General features: G+C 66.2%; 19 protein-coding genes and 1 tRNA gene. 15 read left to right on the top strand and 5 right to left on the bottom strand.

The features are described from left to right. The first annotated feature begins 1 nt into the window (after position 1). Positions 2 to 451 (top strand): type II 3-dehydroquinate dehydratase, encoded by a 450-nt coding sequence (locus tag BSQ44_RS01525; RefSeq protein ID WP_072601618.1) that lies wholly within the window; start codon positions 2 to 4, stop codon positions 449 to 451. Between the two features lie 288 nt (positions 452 to 739). Here the strand turns inward: BSQ44_RS01525 and BSQ44_RS01520 are convergent, their stop codons facing one another. The 4 genes from BSQ44_RS01520 to BSQ44_RS01500 all read right to left on the bottom strand — a co-directional run bounded on the left by BSQ44_RS01520 (position 740) and on the right by BSQ44_RS01500 (position 2,806). Further along, on the bottom strand, positions 740 to 1,048 hold the full coding sequence (locus tag BSQ44_RS01520) for a site-specific integrase (RefSeq protein WP_072601617.1): 309 nt from the start codon (positions 1,046 to 1,048) through the stop codon (positions 740 to 742). A gap of 25 nt (positions 1,049 to 1,073) precedes the next feature. After that, on the bottom strand, positions 1,074 to 1,538 hold the full coding sequence (locus BSQ44_RS01515) for a hypothetical protein (RefSeq protein ID WP_072601616.1): 465 nt from the start codon (positions 1,536 to 1,538) through the stop codon (positions 1,074 to 1,076). Positions 1,539 to 2,051: 513 nt separating this feature from the next. Further along, positions 2,052 to 2,633, bottom strand: a complete 582-nt coding sequence (locus BSQ44_RS01505; protein ID WP_157894485.1) for a DUF6538 domain-containing protein — start codon at positions 2,631 to 2,633, stop codon at positions 2,052 to 2,054. An 83-nt stretch (positions 2,634 to 2,716) separates the two neighbouring features. Further along, a tRNA-Ser gene (locus BSQ44_RS01500) sits at positions 2,717 to 2,806 on the bottom strand. Positions 2,807 to 3,052: 246 nt separating this feature from the next. On the opposite strand from BSQ44_RS01500, the gene BSQ44_RS01495 reads away from it, so the two are divergent. The 3 genes from BSQ44_RS01495 to BSQ44_RS01485 all read left to right on the top strand — a co-directional run bounded on the left by BSQ44_RS01495 (position 3,053) and on the right by BSQ44_RS01485 (position 4,739). Then, positions 3,053 to 3,673 carry a 50S ribosomal protein L21 gene (locus tag BSQ44_RS01495; protein ID WP_072601613.1) on the top strand — a complete coding sequence of 207 codons (621 nt, stop codon included), beginning with the start codon at positions 3,053 to 3,055 and terminating at the stop codon, positions 3,671 to 3,673. An 80-nt stretch (positions 3,674 to 3,753) separates the two neighbouring features. Further along, the gene (gene rpmA / locus BSQ44_RS01490) at positions 3,754 to 4,023 is read left to right on the top strand and encodes a 50S ribosomal protein L27 (RefSeq protein WP_072601612.1); all 270 of its coding nucleotides are present in this window, start codon (positions 3,754 to 3,756) and stop codon (positions 4,021 to 4,023) included. A gap of 125 nt (positions 4,024 to 4,148) precedes the next feature. Next, positions 4,149 to 4,739, top strand: a complete 591-nt coding sequence (locus BSQ44_RS01485; RefSeq protein ID WP_072601611.1) for a GNAT family N-acetyltransferase — start codon at positions 4,149 to 4,151, stop codon at positions 4,737 to 4,739. Between the two features lie 37 nt (positions 4,740 to 4,776). Here BSQ44_RS01485 and BSQ44_RS01480 read toward each other — a convergent pair whose 3' ends face one another. Beyond that, entirely contained in the window at positions 4,777 to 5,646 is an 870-nt protein-coding gene (locus tag BSQ44_RS01480; protein ID WP_072601610.1) for an endonuclease/exonuclease/phosphatase family protein, read from the bottom strand. Positions 5,647 to 5,771: 125 nt separating this feature from the next. Here BSQ44_RS01480 and obgE point away from each other — a divergent pair, with 125 nt between their 5' ends. The 11 genes from obgE (at position 5,772) to BSQ44_RS01425 (ending at position 17,184) form a co-directional block, all read left to right on the top strand. Continuing rightward, complete coding sequence (obgE, locus tag BSQ44_RS01475; protein WP_072601609.1) at positions 5,772 to 6,815, top strand: GTPase ObgE; 1,044 nt, start codon at positions 5,772 to 5,774, stop codon at positions 6,813 to 6,815. 11 nt (positions 6,816 to 6,826) lie between these two features. After that, positions 6,827 to 7,969, top strand: coding sequence for a glutamate 5-kinase (proB, locus tag BSQ44_RS01470; protein ID WP_072601608.1), 1,143 nt, complete (start codon positions 6,827 to 6,829; stop codon positions 7,967 to 7,969). Positions 7,970 to 7,973: 4 nt separating this feature from the next. Further along, positions 7,974 to 9,260, top strand: a complete 1,287-nt coding sequence (locus BSQ44_RS01465) for a glutamate-5-semialdehyde dehydrogenase (protein ID WP_072601607.1) — start codon at positions 7,974 to 7,976, stop codon at positions 9,258 to 9,260. Between the two features lie 56 nt (positions 9,261 to 9,316). After that, entirely contained in the window at positions 9,317 to 10,105 is a 789-nt protein-coding gene (locus BSQ44_RS01460) for a dienelactone hydrolase family protein (protein WP_157894484.1), read from the top strand. Further along, complete coding sequence (locus BSQ44_RS01455; RefSeq protein WP_072601605.1) at positions 10,102 to 10,728, top strand: nicotinate-nucleotide adenylyltransferase; 627 nt, start codon at positions 10,102 to 10,104, stop codon at positions 10,726 to 10,728. The genes BSQ44_RS01460 and BSQ44_RS01455 overlap by 4 nt, the downstream gene beginning before the upstream one ends. Before the next feature lie 85 nt (positions 10,729 to 10,813). Continuing rightward, entirely contained in the window at positions 10,814 to 12,112 is a 1,299-nt protein-coding gene (locus tag BSQ44_RS01450; RefSeq protein WP_072607790.1) for an MFS transporter, read from the top strand. A gap of 150 nt (positions 12,113 to 12,262) precedes the next feature. Then, positions 12,263 to 12,637, top strand: coding sequence for a ribosome silencing factor (gene rsfS / locus BSQ44_RS01445; RefSeq protein WP_072607789.1), 375 nt, complete (start codon positions 12,263 to 12,265; stop codon positions 12,635 to 12,637). Positions 12,638 to 12,656: 19 nt separating this feature from the next. Further along, a complete protein-coding gene (gene rlmH, locus BSQ44_RS01440; protein WP_072601604.1) occupies positions 12,657 to 13,139 on the top strand; it encodes a 23S rRNA (pseudouridine(1915)-N(3))-methyltransferase RlmH in 483 nt (160 codons plus the stop codon). A gap of 122 nt (positions 13,140 to 13,261) precedes the next feature. Next, the gene (locus BSQ44_RS01435; RefSeq protein ID WP_235633320.1) at positions 13,262 to 14,614 is read left to right on the top strand and encodes a murein hydrolase activator EnvC family protein; all 1,353 of its coding nucleotides are present in this window, start codon (positions 13,262 to 13,264) and stop codon (positions 14,612 to 14,614) included. Then, a complete protein-coding gene (locus tag BSQ44_RS01430; RefSeq protein WP_072601603.1) occupies positions 14,604 to 15,929 on the top strand; it encodes a S41 family peptidase in 1,326 nt (441 codons plus the stop codon). The genes BSQ44_RS01435 and BSQ44_RS01430 overlap by 11 nt, the downstream gene beginning before the upstream one ends. Before the next feature lie 76 nt (positions 15,930 to 16,005). Further along, positions 16,006 to 17,184, top strand: a complete 1,179-nt coding sequence (locus tag BSQ44_RS01425) for a divergent polysaccharide deacetylase family protein (RefSeq protein ID WP_072601602.1) — start codon at positions 16,006 to 16,008, stop codon at positions 17,182 to 17,184.

Raw genomic sequence — 17,184 nt, 5'->3', positions numbered from 1 at the left:
CATGACTGCACCGATCTTTGTCCTCAACGGACCAAACCTCAACAGGCTCGGCACCCGCGAGCCGGAGATCTACGGCCGCACGACTTTGGCCGAGGTCGAGGCCATGTGCCGCGAAGCAGCCGCCGAAACGCCGATCGAGTTCCGACAGACGAACCGCGAGTACGAGATCATCGAGTGGGTGCACGAGGCGATCGACCGTCCAGCGGCGGGCATCATCATCAACCCGGCCGCCTTCACCTTCGTCTCCATCGCCATCCTCGACGCACTCAAGATGTTTCCCCGTCCAGTCATCGAACTGCACATCTCGAACATCCACCGTCGTGAGGAGATCTATCACCGTTCGCTCGTTTCGAAGGCGGCAACGGCAGTCATCGCCGGCCTCGGCCCAGACGGCTATCCGGTCGCGGTGAGGGCGATGCGTGGGCTTGTCGGCTCCGGCAGGGCGGAGTGATTCTTAGATCCGTCAGATCATCTAAGTCTCGGGCGACGGAATAAGCCTATCGTAGCATCTGGGAATCGGTTATTTCTATCTTCCTTCGCCGGAGCCGCGCCTCTCCTCTGGCGGCAAGGTTTCGCCGACTGAGTACGCGATGTGAATGTCGGCTTTCAGGGCAAGTGCCGACCTCCTCGATGGCGGGTTTGGGGGCGCTAAGCCGCCGCACCGCCATTCGTCGCTGCTAGCATCTTCGAGACGCAGGAAATCATTTCCCGCCCTCGAGGTGCGGCGTCAACGGCGCTCCTATTTCGGTCTCCTCCCGTAGGTCCTCTTGGCCTGGTAGAGCGTCTCGAAATCCAGCCCCCTGTAGGGCGAATAGTCGATCTCGGGGTTGAGCGGCAGCCTCGCCAGTTCACGGGCGCGCTTCTCCGTCAGCGACATAAAACCGTACTGGCTGTGCTCGTCATCGCCGACCGCATGCCCTGCCTGCAGGCGGCTGTCCCGGCCGTTCACCTTGGCGTCGCGCATGTCCTCGATCTGCCCGCCGCGCAGCGAGTGGAAAACCTCTCCCTTTCCGCTCTCGATGCCCACGCGCTCGAACAGGCGGCGCATGTACTGCGAGGCGCTCTTGCTCGGGTCATGCAGGCCTATCAGCTGCGGGAACAGGAAGCCGTCGCCTTTCGACGAAGCCGATCTCGTGCAGGACGAAGAAGGTGGTGCTCGCCTGGGTCTTGTAGGGCACCCGGGTCCACACTCCGTCCAGAAGCACGATGCCTTCCGTCTGCGCCACCCATACGCCGGGGTACTTTTCGCGCAGGTCGTTGCCCGTGAAGTGCACGAGGAGGCCGAGGCGGCGGCCCGTCAGCTGCCCGAGCAGCGGCAGCATTGCCTCGTCCAGCATGCCGCCTGCGACGCCCTCCCGAAAGATGGCGCTGATTCTTTCGGCGCTGAGCGGCTGGGCGGGCTTCGGCGGAGCGGCCGTCCCGGGGTAGAATAGCCGCACACCCGCGAAGGGATCGGAAAACTCGAGCTTCGTCATCTCCCAGCGGATGACGCGCTTCACGATCGAGACATAGCCCTCCACCAGCGTCTTGTAAGCCAAGGGAGCGAGATGGTGGTCCTGGTTGTCCTCGACGATCTCGCGGGCAGTCCATTCCGGATTGCGCTGGTTGTTGTCCCCGGGCCAGTACTTCAGGAAATTGGACCCATGCCTGCAGGTCGGTGCCGTTGTAGGTGTCGACCGGATGGTCCCCGATCACCTCCACGAACAGCTCGCAGCGGGCCCGGGCGATGCGGACGTCCTTGTTGCCCTCGCCCGCCTTGGTCGAATAGGCGGCCAGGTAGCGCTCGGCCATGCGGCTGAACTTCGGCTTCGGCGAGGCGTGGCGCCTGTCGAGGTCGTAGCCGGCCGCATCGTTGTAGCGATCCTCGAACGGGTCCTGCCCGGTCTCATGATCTCTCTGCGCCCGAGCGGCGGCAGGCGACGGCAAGGCTGGAACAAGTGCCTGAACGAATGCAGCGGGAGCCTGTAGCGGCGATGCCGAGGTTCGGTCGCCGGACGATGCGGGTGCGACCGCGCCCGGCTCCGGACGGGCCAGCGGCGAGACGGTCGTCATCAGCCTGTCGGCGTACTGCGACGAGAGGACGCCTGCATTGTCCGTGATGATGGAATTGACTTCGGCGCCCTTCGCGAGACTTCCCTGCCGACGCCGACGAGGCCTTGCCAGGCCTGCGTCCGTGCCTGCTCTTCCGCGCTCATCGGCGGGACGGCCTGCGACGCAATGTCGGCCGCAAGCCTGAGCTCGCCGCCCATCCCGACGACCTTCAGCAGGGCCTTCAGGTCCGTGCCCACGTCGTCGTGCACTCCGGCGTGAACCTCTTCGTCGCCGTCCTTCCTGCCCTTGTCCATCAGCATCCTTTCGAAACGCAGCCGCGCCTGCGCCGCCAAAAGCGCGACGATGTGCCTGGCCTCCCGCTGGCTGCAGGCGCCAAGGCTCACCCTGAGGGGCCGGGTTCCCCTTCCGCCGCCGACCGCCTGCGGCACCCTGATCTGGAAAAGGTAAACCGAGCCCGAACGCACGAGGTAGGGCCCGGCTCCGCGCGCGCCTTTCCGCGGCTTGGCGGCGCGCCCGTTGCGGGTCTCCTCCAGCGGTACACCGCGCGATAAACGGGACGATACACCATGGTTTCCGGCCACGAACTCCACTCCCGAAAGGGGCGGGCGGGGCCGGAATTGTTGGGAAAAGCGCGGTTCAAACTGGCGGAGAGTGCCAGGTCACATGGCGGAGAGGGGGGGATTCGAACCCCCGATACCCTTGCGAGTATGCCGCATTTCGAGTGCGGTGCATTCGACCACTCTGCCACCTCTCCGCGGGGCCGTGGGCGCCATTGGCGCGGGCTGCTAGATAGCGAAGGCTTCCGCGCGAGACAAGGCCTATTCTGTCTCGACGCCGTCTCGCATCTTGACTCGATCCCGCCCTTCCGCTAACGGGGCGTGGCTTCCGGCGTGGGACCTTCCGCGCCGGTTGTCGTTTGAACCCTGAACAGACTGACAAAAAGACGGCCGGGCGGCGCGTGCGCCAGTCCAGAGCCGGACCGAACAGCGAAAGGCAAAAAATGTTCGCAGTCATCAAGACCGGTGGCAAGCAGTACCGCGTTGCCGCCAACGACACCATCAAGATCGAGAGAATTGCCGGCGAAGTCGGCGAGATCGTGCGCATCGGCCAGGTGCTGGCCCATGGCGAAGGCGACGACGTCACCATCGGCGTTCCCTTCGTGGACGGCGCGTCCGTGGCGGCCGAGGTCGTCGAGCAGGGCCGGGCCGATACCGTCATCGCGTTCAAGAAGCGCCGCCGGCAGAATTCGCGCCGTAAGCGCGGCCATCGCCAGCTTCTCACCACGGTGCGGATCTCCGAGATCCTGACCGGCGGTGCCGAGCCGTCGAAGAAGGCCGCCGAAAAGCCGGCCGCGAAGAAGAAGGCCGCCGCCGAGGAAGCCAAGCCGCAGGCTTCGGCCGCGCCGCTGTTTTCCGCGCCGGAAGGCGAGGGCGACGACCTGACCACGATCAAGGGCATCGGCCCGGTCGCGGCGGGTCAGCTGAAGGATCAGGGCATCACGACCTTCGCCCAGATCGCCGCGCTCTCCGACGAGGACGTCGCGCGCATCGACGAGAACATGCCGTTCAGCGCCGACCAGATTTCGGACTGGCGCGAGCAGGCCAAGGAACTGGCGAAGTAATCCGCCTCCAAGGTTGAAACCCGGCGCGTTCGCGCCCATAGAGAATACGAGGCGCTCGTCGAGCGCGAAGGAGCAGGAAAATGGCACACAAGAAAGCTGGCGGTTCGTCGCGCAACGGTCGCGATTCGGAATCCAAGCGCCTTGGCGTGAAGAAGTTCGGCGGCGAGAAGGTCGTGGCCGGCAACATCATTATTCGTCAGCGCGGAACGAAGTGGCATCCGGGGTCCAATGTCGGCCTTGGCAAGGATCACACGCTGTTTGCGCTGCAGGAAGGCGCTGTCGCGTTCCAGAAGAAAGCCAATGGTCGCACCTACGTATCGGTAAACCCGATGACCGAGGCCGCGGAGTAGCCGGTTCCGCACTTACCAACACCGGCAGCCCATCTCGGGAACCGGTGTCTGGACAGTCCAGAATAGGGATCAGGGGAGATGGGCCGCCATCTCCCCTTTTTCTTTGCCTGGAAGGACGCAAAGACATGGTTGCCGAGAAGGAAGACGTCGAGGACGAAAGTCTGCGGATCGATTGCCCGGTGGTCGTCACCGAGCGCCTGGTGCTGCGCCCGCCGCACGTGGACGACATTGCCGAACTCGCGGAGCTCGCCAACAGCCGCCGCATCGCCGAGATGCTCGGCCGCATGCCGCATCCCTATGGCGAGGTGGAGGCGAAGTCCTTCATCGAGAACTCCCGGCGGCGCGAGAAGGGCGGCTGCGTCTACGCCATCACCAATTCCGACAGCGGCGCCTTCGTGGGCTGTGCCGGCCTCGACGCCAGGCCGCAGGGTCTGGAACTCGGCTACTGGATCGGCGAGCCCTACTGGGGCCGCGGCTATGCGACCGAGGCAGCGCACGCGCTGGTCGACCTCGCCTTCCGGGCGACCGCCATCGACGTGCTGCACGTCTCCTGCCGGGTTATCAACGCGGCCTCGCGGCGCGTCATCCACAAATGCGGCTTCCAGTACGCCGGCCAGGGGATGCTGAACTCGCTGGTCGCCGGCCAGGTGCCGGTGGAGCGCTACCAGCTCGACCGGCGCACCTGGGTGAGCCTGAGAAGCTGGGGGCAGGCGTGAGCGCCGGCCCAGGCGCGACGTCTGCCGGAGCCGGCCGTCAGCCGAGTTCCAGCCAGACCGGGCGGTGGTCGGAGCCGACTGCCGCCTCGTCGATCCAACAGCGTCTTACACGCGGAGCCAGAGAAGCGTGGACGAAATGGTAGTCGAGGCAGCGGCGACGGTCCGGGTCGTCCGGCCGCTTGGGGTCGATCCAGGTGATGCGGCCGGTCGGGTTGGATGCACCGAGCGTCGCTGCGTCCACCGGAAGATGGGCGCGGCGCGCGATGCCGAAATCGACGTCGGGAATGCCGGACATCTCGACATACTCCGGACCGCCGGGTTCGAGGTTGAAGTCGCCCATGAGGACGAATTCCTCCGGGCGCGGCGGCTCGGGAAACCCCATTTCGGACGTGCCGGTCAAGGCGCCCCCCTCGTTTGGATACGCGAGCACCTTGGCCACGAGATGCCGGATCTGATCGATGCGCTCGCTCGGGCTCGTATGGTCGAGATGGACCGAATAGAAGCGCACGGCGCCGAACGGCGTGGCGACGAGAGCCTCGAGCGCGCCGCGCTGCAGGTTGAGCCGGTCGAAAGTGCGGCTGCGCGGCAGGAGCAGGTTGCGCGAGGACAGCACCGGCGTATTCGACAGCATCATGTTGCCGAACTCGAAATGACGGTCGATGGCGCGCCCGTTCTCGACCGCCGATCCCATGTCGACCGAATAGGGCGCGCCGTAGACGGAGAAATACTCCGGCAGGAGGTCGCGAAGCTCGGCCACCATGTCGCGACCGGCGTTCTGCGGGTTGTTGCGCGAAACCTCCTGCAGCGCGATCAGGTCGGCCCCCCGCACCGCGTCGGCGATGCGGGCGAGGTCGTAGCGGCCGTCCATGCCGATGCCGTACTGGATGTTGTAGGTCACGCATTTCACGGTTCGGCCCTCCGCGCTGGTTCGGATTCCATGCCGCGGCCCCTCGCGCGGCCGCCGCGCATGCGTTAGAGCAACTGACGTCCGCCGAGGCAAGCCGCGGCGGCCAGAAGGATGATCGTGCAGTCATGAAGTTTCTCGACCAGGCGAAGGTCTACATACGCTCCGGCGACGGAGGCGCCGGTTCTGTGTCGTTCCGTCGCGAAAAGTTCATCGAATTCGGCGGTCCGGACGGCGGCGACGGCGGGCGCGGCGGCGACGTCTGGCTCGAGGCGGTCGACGGGTTGAACACGCTGATCGACTATCGCTACCAGCAGCATTTCAAGGCCAAGACCGGCACGCACGGAATGGGCCGCAACCGGACCGGGGCCAAGGGCGCCGACGTGGTGCTGAAGGTCCCAGCCGGTACGCAGGTCTACGAGGAAGACAACGAGACGCTGATCTGCGACCTCACCCGGACCGGCCAGCGCCATCTGCTGGCCAAGGGCGGCAATGGCGGCTTCGGCAATTCGCATTTCAAGACGTCGACCAACCAGGCGCCGCGCCGGGCGAATCCCGGTCTGCCCGGGGAGGAGATGACCATCTGGCTGCGGCTCAAGCTGATCGCGGATGCCGGACTGGTCGGCCTGCCCAATGCCGGGAAGTCGACCTTCCTCGCCTCGGTAACCGCCGCCAAGCCCAAGATTGCCGACTACCCGTTCACCACCCTGCATCCTGGGCTCGGCGTGGCGCGCATCGACGCGCGCGAATTCGTCATCGCCGACATTCCGGGCCTGATCGAGGGCGCGCACGAGGGGGCCGGCATCGGCGACCGGTTCCTCGGCCATGTCGAGCGCACCGGAGTGATCCTGCATCTCGTCTCGGCACGCGAGGAGCATCCCGGGAAGGCCTACAAGACAATCAGGCAGGAGCTCGAGGCTTACGGCCATGGACTTGCCGAGAAGCCGGAGATCGTGGCGCTGAGCCAGGTCGACACGATCGACGCGGACGAGCGCAAGAAGAAGACCGCCGCGCTGAAGCGGGCCGCGGGGATACAGCCGCTCATGCTCTCCTCGGCCACGCGCGAAGGCGTAGAGGAGGTGCTACGCCGGCTGATGACCGTCATCGAGGAGACGCGCGCCGGAGAGGCTCCGGTCGCGGCGGACCCCCGATGGCAGGATCGGGAGGCGTAGCGCACAGACCGATGACCCTCCCCCTCTCCTCCCACCGCCGCATCGTCGTGAAGATCGGTTCGGCCCTGCTGGTCGACCGCGAAACCGGCCTGAAGCGTGAATGGCTGCGCTCGCTGTGCGCGGATGTCGCCGCCCTGGCGGACGCGGGGGTGGAGATGTGCGTGGTTTCCTCCGGGGCGATCGCGCTGGGGCGGACGATTTTGGGCCTCGGCCGCCGGGCGCTGAAGCTCGAAGAAAGTCAGGCGGCCGCCGCCGTCGGGCAAATCGCTCTCGCCGGCGCGTGGTCGGAGGAACTCGGACGTCATTCCCTGAACTCCGGACAGGTGCTGGTGACGCTCGGCGACACCGAGGAGCGGCGGCGCTATCTCAATGCGCGCGCGACCATCGCAACCCTTCTGAAGATGAAGGCCGTTCCCGTCATAAACGAGAACGACACGGTCGCCACGACGGAAATACGCTACGGCGACAATGACAGGCTGGCCGCGCGCGTAGCGACGATGATGTCGGCCGATCTCCTGGTACTCCTGTCCGACATCGACGGGCTCTACACCGCCCCGCCCGCTCTCGATGCCGGCGCCGAATTCATTCCCGTCGTCGACCGCATTACGCCCGAGATCGAGGCGATGGCGGGTGCCGCGGCCTCCGAACTCTCGCGCGGCGGCATGCGCACCAAGCTCGATGCCGGCAAGATCGCCACGACCGCAGGCACGGCCATGATCATCACGTCCGGAACGCGGCTCAACCCGCTATCGGCGATCGATCGGGGCGAGCGAGCGACCTTCTTCAGGCCGAGCCCCACGCCGGTGCGGGGCTACAAGACCTGGATTGCCGGCAATCTGGAGCCGGCGGGATGGCTGACGGTGGACGCGGGCGCGGTCGGCGCCCTGATGGCCGGAAAGTCGCTGCTGCCGGCCGGCGTCAGGCGCGTCGAGGGCAGCTTCGCACGCGGCGACACCGTCGCGGTCCTTGCGCCCGAAGGCCGCGAGATCGCGCGCGGCCTCGTTGCCTACGACGCCGCGGATGCCGTAAGGATCGCCGGCCTGCGCAGCAACGAGATTGCTGGCGTGCTCGGCTATGAAGGCCGTTCCGCGATGATCCACCGCGACGACCTCGTGGTGACGCAAAGTGCTTCCCGGATGGAAACCCAGGACTGACGCCATGCTGACCAGAAACGAGAGATCGAGCGGAGACGTCGCGGCAATCATGGCCGAGCTGGGCCGCAAGGCGCGCGCCGCCGCCCGGCCGCTGGCAATGGCCAGCGCGGAGCGCAAGCATGCCGCCCTTCTCGCCATGGCCGACGCGCTGCTGCGAAACGAGGCGGCGATCCTGGAAGCCAACGGGCTCGACATGGCGCAGGGCGAGGAGAACGGTCTTGCGGCATCCTTCCTCGATCGCCTCAATCTGACGCCCGAACGTATCCGCGCCATGGCTGACGGAGTACGCGCCATCGCGGAGCTGAAGGATCCGATCGGCGAGGTGATCGCCGCGTGGGACCGCCCGAACGGGCTGCACATCGAGCGCGTGCGCACGCCGCTCGGCGTGATCGGCGTCATCTTCGAGAGCCGGCCCAACGTCACCGCCGACGCCGGCGCGCTCTGTGTGAAAGCCGGCAACGCCGTGATCCTGCGCGCCGGGTCCGACTCGGCGAATTCGTCCGGGGCAATCCACGCCTGCCTGGCAGAAGGGCTGCGGGCAGCGGGTCTGCCCGAGGACGCGATCCAGCTCGTTCCGGTGACCGACCGCGCCGCCGTCGGCGAAATGCTGAAGGGGCTCGGCGGAAACATCGACGTCATCATCCCGCGCGGCGGGCGCGGGCTCGTCGAACGGGTGCAGACCGAGGCGCGGGTGCCGGTCTTCGCGCATCTAGAAGGCATCTGCCATCTCTACGTCGACAAGTCAGCCGACCTCGACATGGCCGTGAAGATCGCAGTCAACGCCAAGATGCGGCGCACCGGCATCTGCGGCGCCGCCGAGACGCTGCTCGTCGACCGCGCCTGCGCCGACACGCATCTATTGCCGATCCTGAACGCCCTGGCGAACGCGGGCTGCGAGATCAGGGCGGACGAGGAAGCGCGGACGCTCTATCCCGAGGCGAAGCCGGCGACGGAAGCCGACTGGACGACGGAGTATCTCGACGCGATCATCTCGGTGAAGCTGGTCGACGGCGTCGCGGACGCGATCGAGCACATCGAAGCCCATTCCTCCCACCACACCGAGGCGATCGTCGCCGAGGATGCGGAAGTCGTCGAACGGTTCTTCAACGAGATCGATTCCGCCATCCTGCTCCACAACGCCTCCACCCAGTTCGCCGATGGCGGCGAGTTCGGGATGGGCGCCGAGATCGGCATCGCCACCGGCCGCATGCATGCGCGCGGGCCGGTCGGCGTCGAGCAGCTGACTTCCTTCAAGTATCGTGTGCGCGGAACGGGTCAGACGCGGCCGTGAGCGTCAGTGCCATTGACGGGCGGGGATCGCCGCGGGGCATGGTCTTTCGCGGCATATTGATCGCCGCCGCATTCTTTTGTTGCTGGCTGTCCGCTGCGAACGCGGCCGATCCAGTGGTCGCGACGACCGAACTCGATCACACCTTCGAGGCCGCGCGCGTTTATCTGCCGAATCGCCCGGGACACTTCCGGAAATCGGCGATTGCGGATCTTCTTGCCGGGGCGGAAGCATACGCCAGCCGCGCCTCCGGCGTCGTATTCTACGCTCATGGATGCGACGGTTTGAGCCGCATTACCGACGTGACCGGCGCATTTCTTGCCCGTGCCGGATACATCGTCATCGCCCCCGACAGCTTCGCCAGGCGGCACAAGCCAGTCAGTTGCGCTCCTTACAGCCATCGCGCAGGGCTGCACCGCGAGGTTCTGGGATGGCGGCAGTCCGAAATCCGTCACGCCTTTCGAAAGACCCGGGCCGTCCCGCGCATCGCCGAACTTCCGGTCTTCCTGATGGGACATTCCGAAGGTGCGATCACGGTTGCGACCATCGACGGGCTGTCCGCAAGAGCGCGCATCATCGAGGGCTGGACCTGCCATGCCGGGTGGCCGGAATATCGCGGATTGAGCGCCCCCGCGGACCAGCCTGTCCTGTCACTGGTTGGAGCGGACGATCCCTGGTTCCGGCTATCTCCGCTGCGCGGCGACTGCGGTGCGTTCATGGCGCGTGCCGGTCGACATCAATCCGTCGTCTATCGGGCGCCCGACCCGCTCCATGACGACCACTGGCTGTCGTGGAACCGATCCGTCCAGGGTCGGATCCTGGCGTTCCTCGAGGCATCTCGCCGATGAGCTCCGTTGGAGCGCACCAGCGCTACATGCGCATGCCCCATGTCGAGAAGGGCATGGCCGTCGGCCTGTTTGGCGGCTCCTTCAACCCTCCCCACCGCGGCCATGCGCTCGCCGCCGAAATCGCGTTGAGGCGCCTGCGTCTCGACCAGCTCTGGTGGATGGTGACGCCCGGCAATCCGCTGAAGAAGGCGGGCGACCTCGCGCCGCTCGGCGAACGAATCGAGCGCTCCCGGGCGCTCATGCACGATCCGCGTGTGAAAGTCACCGCCTTCGAGGCCGCCTGGCGCATCCGCTACACCGCCGAGACGCTGGCGCTGGTGAAGGCGCGCAATCCCGGCGTTCATTTCGTCTGGGTCATGGGCGCCGACAGCCTGGCGACGTTCCATCGCTGGCAGGACTGGCGGGCGATCGCTTCCACCTTTCCAATCGCGGTGATCGACCGCCCCGGCTCGACGCTGGCGTTCCTTTCCTCGGTCATGGCCAAGACCTTCGCACGCGCCCGCGTCGACGAGGACGAGGCCGCCAAGCTGGCACGCATGCAAGCGCCCGCCTGGACCTTCATCCACGGCCCGCGATCCTCGCTTTCCTCCACCGCGCTGCGCACCGGCGCGTCGCGGGACTGAGCCGGCGAAACGTCGTCCGGTTCGGGACAGTTTCTGCCGCTTTCGTCGCATTCGGCGGCCGGCGAAACCGACATTGTTCCTCACCATGAGCGCCTCCGTCTCCAACGATCAGAACGCCTCCGCCGACGCGCTGCCGGCGCCGCTGACGGCGATCGCCAGCGTCATCCTGTCGTCGGCGCTCGTCGCCGTCGGCAACGGCCTGATGTTCGCCTTCATACCGGTGCGGCTCGGCGCGGAAGGGTTGCCGCCGACCTGGGCAGGCCTCATCCTGACTGGCCTGTCGGCCGGCGGCATGGCCGGATGCTTCCTCACCGGGCGCATGGTCAACCGCGTCGGGCATGCGCGCGCCTTCATGACCTTTTCGGCGCTGATCATCCTGTCCAACGTCGCGGTTGGCGTGACCGTCGATCCCTGGCTGTGGATCGTGGCGCGCGTGCTTTACGGCTTTGCGATATCGGGCCTGTTCATCGTGGCGCAGAGCTGGCTCAACGACGTCGTCGAGAACGACATCCGCGGGCGCGTCACCGCGACCTTCTACATGAGCTACATCGTCGGGCTGGGCATGGGGTCGTTCCTCCTATCCTTCATCGACGCCATGACCAACGCCGCGCCGGTTCTGGCGGTCGCTTTCGCCGCCGTTTCCATCATTCCGGTCGGGCTGACGCGGCTGAGGACGCCGCCGCCGCCGCCGATCGCCTCGATCGCGCTCCGGCGGGCATGGAGCGTCTCGCCGGTCGGACTGGCGGGAATGCTCGCGGTCGGCGGACTGTCGATGATGGTGGCGGGCTTCGCGCCGATCCACGCCACCGCGCTCGGCTTCGGCAAGAACGACGTCGCCCTCCTGCTGCTGGCCATGCCGCTCGGCACGCTGATCGTTCAGCTGCCGCTCGGCTGGCTGTCGGATCGCACCGACCGCCGCTACGTGCTGGTTGCGGCCTCGATCATCGTCGTCGGCGCGGGGTTGCTCGCAACCGGCGCGGACGGTTCCGTCTTCTGGTGGATGATCGTCGTCTACATGGTTTGGAGCGGCGCCACCGAATCGATCTATTCGATCTCCAGCGCCCACGCCAATGACCGCGCCGAGAAGGGCGACCTTGTGGTGCTGGCGAGCACGATGCTGTTCGCCTGGTCGCTGTCGGGTTTCGTCATCCCCGGCATGGCCACAGCGCTTACGGCAATCGTCGGTACCGGCGCCTTCATCGTCATCGCCGTCGTCATCGCGCTCGCTTTCGGAAGCTTCGTGCTGTGGCGGCTGACACAGACGCAGGCGGTGCCGGCGGCCGAGAGCGGAGACTTCGCGCCGCTGTCCGCCCAGACGCCTCCGGCCGCGGAACTCGCCTTCGCGCCGACCGGCGAATCACCCCCTTCTCACGCGGAGGAATAGCCGGCGGCGGAATGTGAAGGCGGCACGTCTTGAAAGTGTTAAGGGACTCTGCCTATCTTTCCTCTGTCGCCCACGATTCATGGCGACGTCGTTGTTCTTGATGCGAAAGGAAAGACACTGAGAACAGCTTTGGTGAAGAAGGCTGAGAATATGCCTTCGCCGGCTGGGTTGAACCGGAATGGTATTGCCCATGCCTTGAAAACCGTCCTTGACTCTCTCGAAGACTCAAAGGCCGAAAACGTCGTCCCGATCGACATCCAGCGCAAATCGAGCATTGCCGATTACATGGTCGTGGCCTCCGGCCGTTCGAACCGCCATGTCTCGGCCGTGGCCGATCATCTGATCAAGGCGCTCAAGGAGTCCGGGCTGGGCACCGCCCGGGTCGAAGGCCTTGCCAGCGCCGACTGGGTGCTGATCGATGCCGGCGACGTGATCGTCCACGTCTTCCGACCGGAAGTCCGCGAGTTCTACAACATCGAAAAGATGTGGCAGGCCCCGGACCTGGAGGACGAGACGGTTCACTGAACCGTTTCGACAAGGCGGAATGAAGATTGCCGTTCATGCCGTGGGCCGGATGAAGGCCGGCCCCGAGCGGGAATTGGCTGATCGCTATCTCGACCGGTTTGCCAAGGCCGGTCCCCCCGTCGGGCTCGAATGGGCCGGGCTGACGGAAATCGCCGAGAGCCGCGCGCAAGGCGCGGCAGAGCGCAAGCGCGACGAGGCACAGCGGCTCGATACGGCATCGGCCGCGGGGACTGCCCTCGTGATTCTCGACGAACGCGGAAAGAACCTGTCGTCCGAAGCGCTCGCTTCGTGGATCGGCGAGCGCCGCGACCAGGGTCAGCGCGACATGCTCTTCGCCATAGGAGGGCCGGACGGCCACGCCGAGGATGCGGTGCGCAAGGCGGCGCTCGTGCTCTCCTTCGGCTCGCTAACCTGGCCGCATCAACTGGCGCGGGTCATGCTGGCGGAACAACTCTACCGGGTCGTGATGATCCTTTCCGGCCACCCCTATCACCGCGCCTGAGCGTTTTTTCTGTCCTCCGGCATCATTTTCGCCAAAAAGGCGACCGACAGAGGACCATGGGGCTTGCAACCGACCCGGTATGGTTGATGCTTCGTTAACTGGCTTGTCCCTACTCTGGAAGAATGGACCTCGCGGCCAAGATGACCCTTTCCGCCTGCCGGCAGCTGCGCCGCGCGATGCATGTCGGCATCGTGTCGTCGGTGCTCGCGCTGGTCGTGGCGCCGGCAGCGGCGGCGCAGGATCCGCACGAACTTACGGAAAAGCGGGAGCAGACCCGGTCGGAATACGAAAGCATCCTGGAAGCAATGACGCTCACCGACGAGCGGCTCGAGGAACTTGCCGACGAAATCGCCACGGTCCGCAAGGACACCACCGCCATCACCGCCGCTCTTGTCCAGACAGCCAAGACCGAGCGCAAACTGGCTGAGGACATTTCGGGGATCGAGGAAAGGCTGGCGGGGCTCGAGGACCAGGAGACGAAGATCAAGCGCTCGCTGCATGCAAGGCGCGGCGTGTTGGCCGAGGTGCTCGGCGCCCTCCAGCGCATGGGCCTCAATCCTCCGCCGGCGATCCTCGTCAAGCCGGAGGACGCGCTGTCGTCCGTCCGCAGCGCCATCGTGCTCGGCGCCGTTGTGCCTGAACTGCGCGGCGAGACCGAGATCCTGATCTCGGACCTGCGCGAACTGGCCTCCCTGCGCATGTCGATCGACGGCGAGAAGGAGCGCCTGCTCGCCACGTTGCGTGATCAGGCGGCCGAAAAGCAGCGGCTCGCACTGCTGCAGGAGGAGAAGCAGCGGCTTCTGCGCGAATCGCAGTCGACGGCCGAGGCGGAGCGGCGCAAGGCCGAGGAACTCGCCGCTCGCGCGGGTTCTCTCAAGGAATTGATCGCCGCGCTCGAGGAGGAGATCACCGCCGTCCGGCAGGCGGCGGAGGAGGCACGGCGCGCCGAGGAGGAACGGGCACGACGCGAGGCGGAAGCGGCCGGAAAGCCCATACCCGAACAGAACCGGCTGGTCGGCGGAATGCCGTTCGACAGCCTTCTGAAGAAGGTTTCGCTGCCCGTTCCCGGCGCGATCGTGCGCCGCTTCGGAGACGGCGACGGGGTCGGCGGGCACATGCTTGGCGACACCGTTCAAACACAATCCGGCTCTATCGTCACCGCACCTGCAGATGGCAGCGTGCTCTATGCCGGACCGTTCCGCTCCTACGGTCAACTCTTGATCCTGGACGCGGGCGACGGCTATCATGTGGTCCTGGCAGGCTTGGGAAGAACAAGCGTCTCGCTCGGTCAGTCCGTCGTTGCCGGAGAGCCGGTGGGTGCAATGGGCGAGGCAAGGCTCACCAGCATGATGGCGTTCGGAAGTACCAACACCAATCCGGAACTGTATGTCGAGTTCCGAAAAGATGGAAAACCCGTCGATCCGTCACCCTGGTGGACGGAACGCAGTTCTGGAAGGACAGGAAATGGTACGTAGGTTGTCGCTTCTTTTTGCCGGCGCCCTGATGGGCGCGACAGCGATGAGCGTCGTTTACGGTTCGCCGAGTACCACGGCCAACGCCGCTGGTTCCGACACCTATCGCCAGCTCGCCATCTTCGGCGACATCTTCGAGCGGGTGCGGGCGCAGTACGTCACGCCGCCGGAAGACAAGATGCTGGTGGAGAGCGCCATCAACGGCATGCTCACCTCGCTCGACCCGCATTCCTCGTACCTCAATCCGGAAGCCGCCAAAGACATGCGGGTCCAGACCAAGGGCGAGTTCGGCGGCCTCGGCATCGAGGTCACGATGGAGAATGAGCTCGTCAAGGTCATCACCCCGATCGACGACACCCCGGCCTCGCGTGCCGGCGTGCTTGCGGGAGACCTGATCTCCGAGATCGACGGCGAGGAAGTCCGGGGCCTCACCCTGTCGGAAGCGGTCGAAAAGATGCGCGGCGGGGTCAACACGCCGATCGAGCTGACCATCCTGCGCGAGGGCGCCACCGACCCGATCCAGATCACTGTCATCCGCGACATCATCAAGGTGAAGGCGGTCAAGTACCGGGTTGAGGAAGACGTCGGCTACATGAAGATCACCTCCTTCACGGAGAAGACCTTCGATGACCTGCGCAGCGCGATCGCTGCCATGAAGAAGGACATCCCGGCCGACAAGCTCAAGGGCTACGTCCTGGATCTGCGGCTGAACCCGGGCGGGCTGCTCGACCAGGCCGTCAGCGTGTCGGATGCCTTCCTCGACCGCGGCGAGATCGTCTCCACCCGCGGACGCGACCCGAAGGACGTGACCCGGTTCGACTCGCGCGCCGGCGACCTGACGGACGGCAAGCCGATCATCGTACTGGTCAACGGTGGCTCGGCGAGCGCCTCGGAGATCGTCGCAGGCGCGCTGCAGGACCATCGCCGCGCCACCGTGCTCGGCACCCGCTCCTTCGGCAAGGGATCCGTCCAGACGATCATCCCGCTGGCCGAAAACGGCGCGCTTCGGCTAACGACGGCGCTCTATTACACGCCGTCGGGCACGTCGATCCAGGGAACGGGCATCATCCCGGACATCAAGGTCGAACAACCCTTGCCGGACGAACTGCTCGGTCGCGACGTGTCGCGCGGCGAATCGGACCTGCGGGGCCACATCAAGGGCGCCGCCGAGGACGACGAGGGTTCGGGCTCCGCCGCCTACGTGCCGCCGGACCCGAAGGACGACGTCCAGCTCTCCTACGCGATGGACCTGCTGCGCGGAAAGAAGACCGACCCGGCATTTCCGCCGAACCCCGACCAGGCGGTTCTGAACCAGTAGTGCCTCACCCTGGCGCCGGTGCTAAGGCCCGGCGCCAGCAAACGTCGCTTGCGCTCCAGGGAAGTCGTTTCCGCCCGTGACCAAGGAACTCGAACGTCCCCTCGGGCAGGAAAGGCGTCGGGAATCCACCAAGCGCGGCTGGGGTTTTCCTCGTCCGTCCCGCATCGGCGGCATGGCGCTTGCAGCCGCCATCGTCGCAGCCGGCGGCTACATAGCGCTCCAGCCTGACCCGTTCCGCACCCCTGCCGTGGAGGCCAGGACCTCCGTTGCAGCCGATGCGGCCGACGCCGAGACCGTCGTCGCGCTCCAGAAGGCGGAAACGCCTCCAGCCGAACCCGCCTCCGCCGCCAGGACACCCGGTCCCTCCATCATCAAGCTCTCGCCCGAATCGGGTGACGCCAAGAACGTCATCGTGATCCGAGATCCCTCCGCCGTCGGACAGGATCTGCGGGTGGCGCATCTGCCCGACAGGGCACTCCTGGAACAATCCGAATCGGGTCCGCTCCCGGTCCGCGCCGCCGATGGCCGCCGGGCGGTGGACGTCTATGCCCGGCCGTGGTCCGGTGCGCGCGGCGCGCGGGTGGCGATCGTCATCGGCGGGCTCGGGCTTTCACAGACGGGCACGCAGGAAGCCATCGAGAAGCTTCCGCCGGAGGTCACGCTCGCCTTCGCGCCGCAGGGTAACAGCATCGGCCGCTGGATGCAGGCCGCGCGCCGCGACGGCCACGAGATCATGATGCAGCTTCCGCTGGAGCCTTTCGATTATCCGCGCGTCAATCCCGGCCGCAACACGTTGACGACCGATGCCGACGAGCAGCAGAACATTTCCAACCTCCACTGGACCCTGTCGCGCACGACCAACTTCATCGGCGTCATGAACTACATGGGCGCCCGCTTCGCCACCGACCGCGCCGCCTTCGCCCCGGTGATGGAAGAGATCGGCGCGCGTGGCCTGCTCTATCTCGACGACGGATCGTCGGCGCGCAGCCTTGCGGGCGAACTCGCCGCCAAGAACAAGGTCCCGTTCGCCCAGGGCGATGCCGTCATCGACGAGGCGCGGGACCGCGGTGCGGTCCTCAAGAAGCTCGACCAGCTCGAGGCGACCGCCCGCGCCAGGGGCTACGCACTCGGGACCGGTTCGGCCTTCGACACTACGGTCGATGCCGTCGCCTCATGGGTCCGCGAAGCCAAGAAGCGGGGGATCGAGATCGTGCCTGTGTCGGCCGTGGCGGTGGACCCCGAGAAAAGGAACTGA

Origin of the sequence: Aquibium oceanicum (assembly GCF_001889605.1) — a bacterium.
Lineage (GTDB): Bacteria > Pseudomonadota > Alphaproteobacteria > Rhizobiales > Rhizobiaceae > Aquibium > Aquibium oceanicum.
The sequence above is the reverse complement of the archived record's forward strand: the minus strand, read 5'-3'. Positions and strand labels throughout refer to the sequence as shown.

Excerpts from the sequence above, each read along its gene's own strand:
- BSQ44_RS01525 (WP_072601618.1), top strand. The coding sequence starts at position 2 with ATGACTGCACCGATCTTTGTCCTCAACGGACCAAACCTCAACAGGCTC.
- BSQ44_RS01520 (WP_072601617.1), bottom strand. The coding sequence starts at position 1,048 with ATGCGCCGCCTGTTCGAGCGCGTGGGCATCGAGAGCGGAAAGGGAGAG.
- BSQ44_RS01495 (WP_072601613.1), top strand. The coding sequence starts at position 3,053 with ATGTTCGCAGTCATCAAGACCGGTGGCAAGCAGTACCGCGTTGCCGCC.
- rpmA (WP_072601612.1), top strand. The coding sequence starts at position 3,754 with ATGGCACACAAGAAAGCTGGCGGTTCGTCGCGCAACGGTCGCGATTCG.
- BSQ44_RS01485 (WP_072601611.1), top strand. The coding sequence starts at position 4,149 with ATGGTTGCCGAGAAGGAAGACGTCGAGGACGAAAGTCTGCGGATCGAT.
- obgE (WP_072601609.1), top strand. The coding sequence starts at position 5,772 with ATGAAGTTTCTCGACCAGGCGAAGGTCTACATACGCTCCGGCGACGGA.
- proB (WP_072601608.1), top strand. The coding sequence starts at position 6,827 with ATGACCCTCCCCCTCTCCTCCCACCGCCGCATCGTCGTGAAGATCGGT.
- BSQ44_RS01465 (WP_072601607.1), top strand. The coding sequence starts at position 7,974 with ATGCTGACCAGAAACGAGAGATCGAGCGGAGACGTCGCGGCAATCATG.
- BSQ44_RS01455 (WP_072601605.1), top strand. The coding sequence starts at position 10,102 with ATGAGCTCCGTTGGAGCGCACCAGCGCTACATGCGCATGCCCCATGTC.
- BSQ44_RS01450 (WP_072607790.1), top strand. The coding sequence starts at position 10,814 with ATGAGCGCCTCCGTCTCCAACGATCAGAACGCCTCCGCCGACGCGCTG.
- rsfS (WP_072607789.1), top strand. The coding sequence starts at position 12,263 with ATGCCTTCGCCGGCTGGGTTGAACCGGAATGGTATTGCCCATGCCTTG.
- rlmH (WP_072601604.1), top strand. The coding sequence starts at position 12,657 with ATGAAGATTGCCGTTCATGCCGTGGGCCGGATGAAGGCCGGCCCCGAG.
- BSQ44_RS01435 (WP_235633320.1), top strand. The coding sequence starts at position 13,262 with ATGGACCTCGCGGCCAAGATGACCCTTTCCGCCTGCCGGCAGCTGCGC.
- BSQ44_RS01430 (WP_072601603.1), top strand. The coding sequence starts at position 14,604 with ATGGTACGTAGGTTGTCGCTTCTTTTTGCCGGCGCCCTGATGGGCGCG.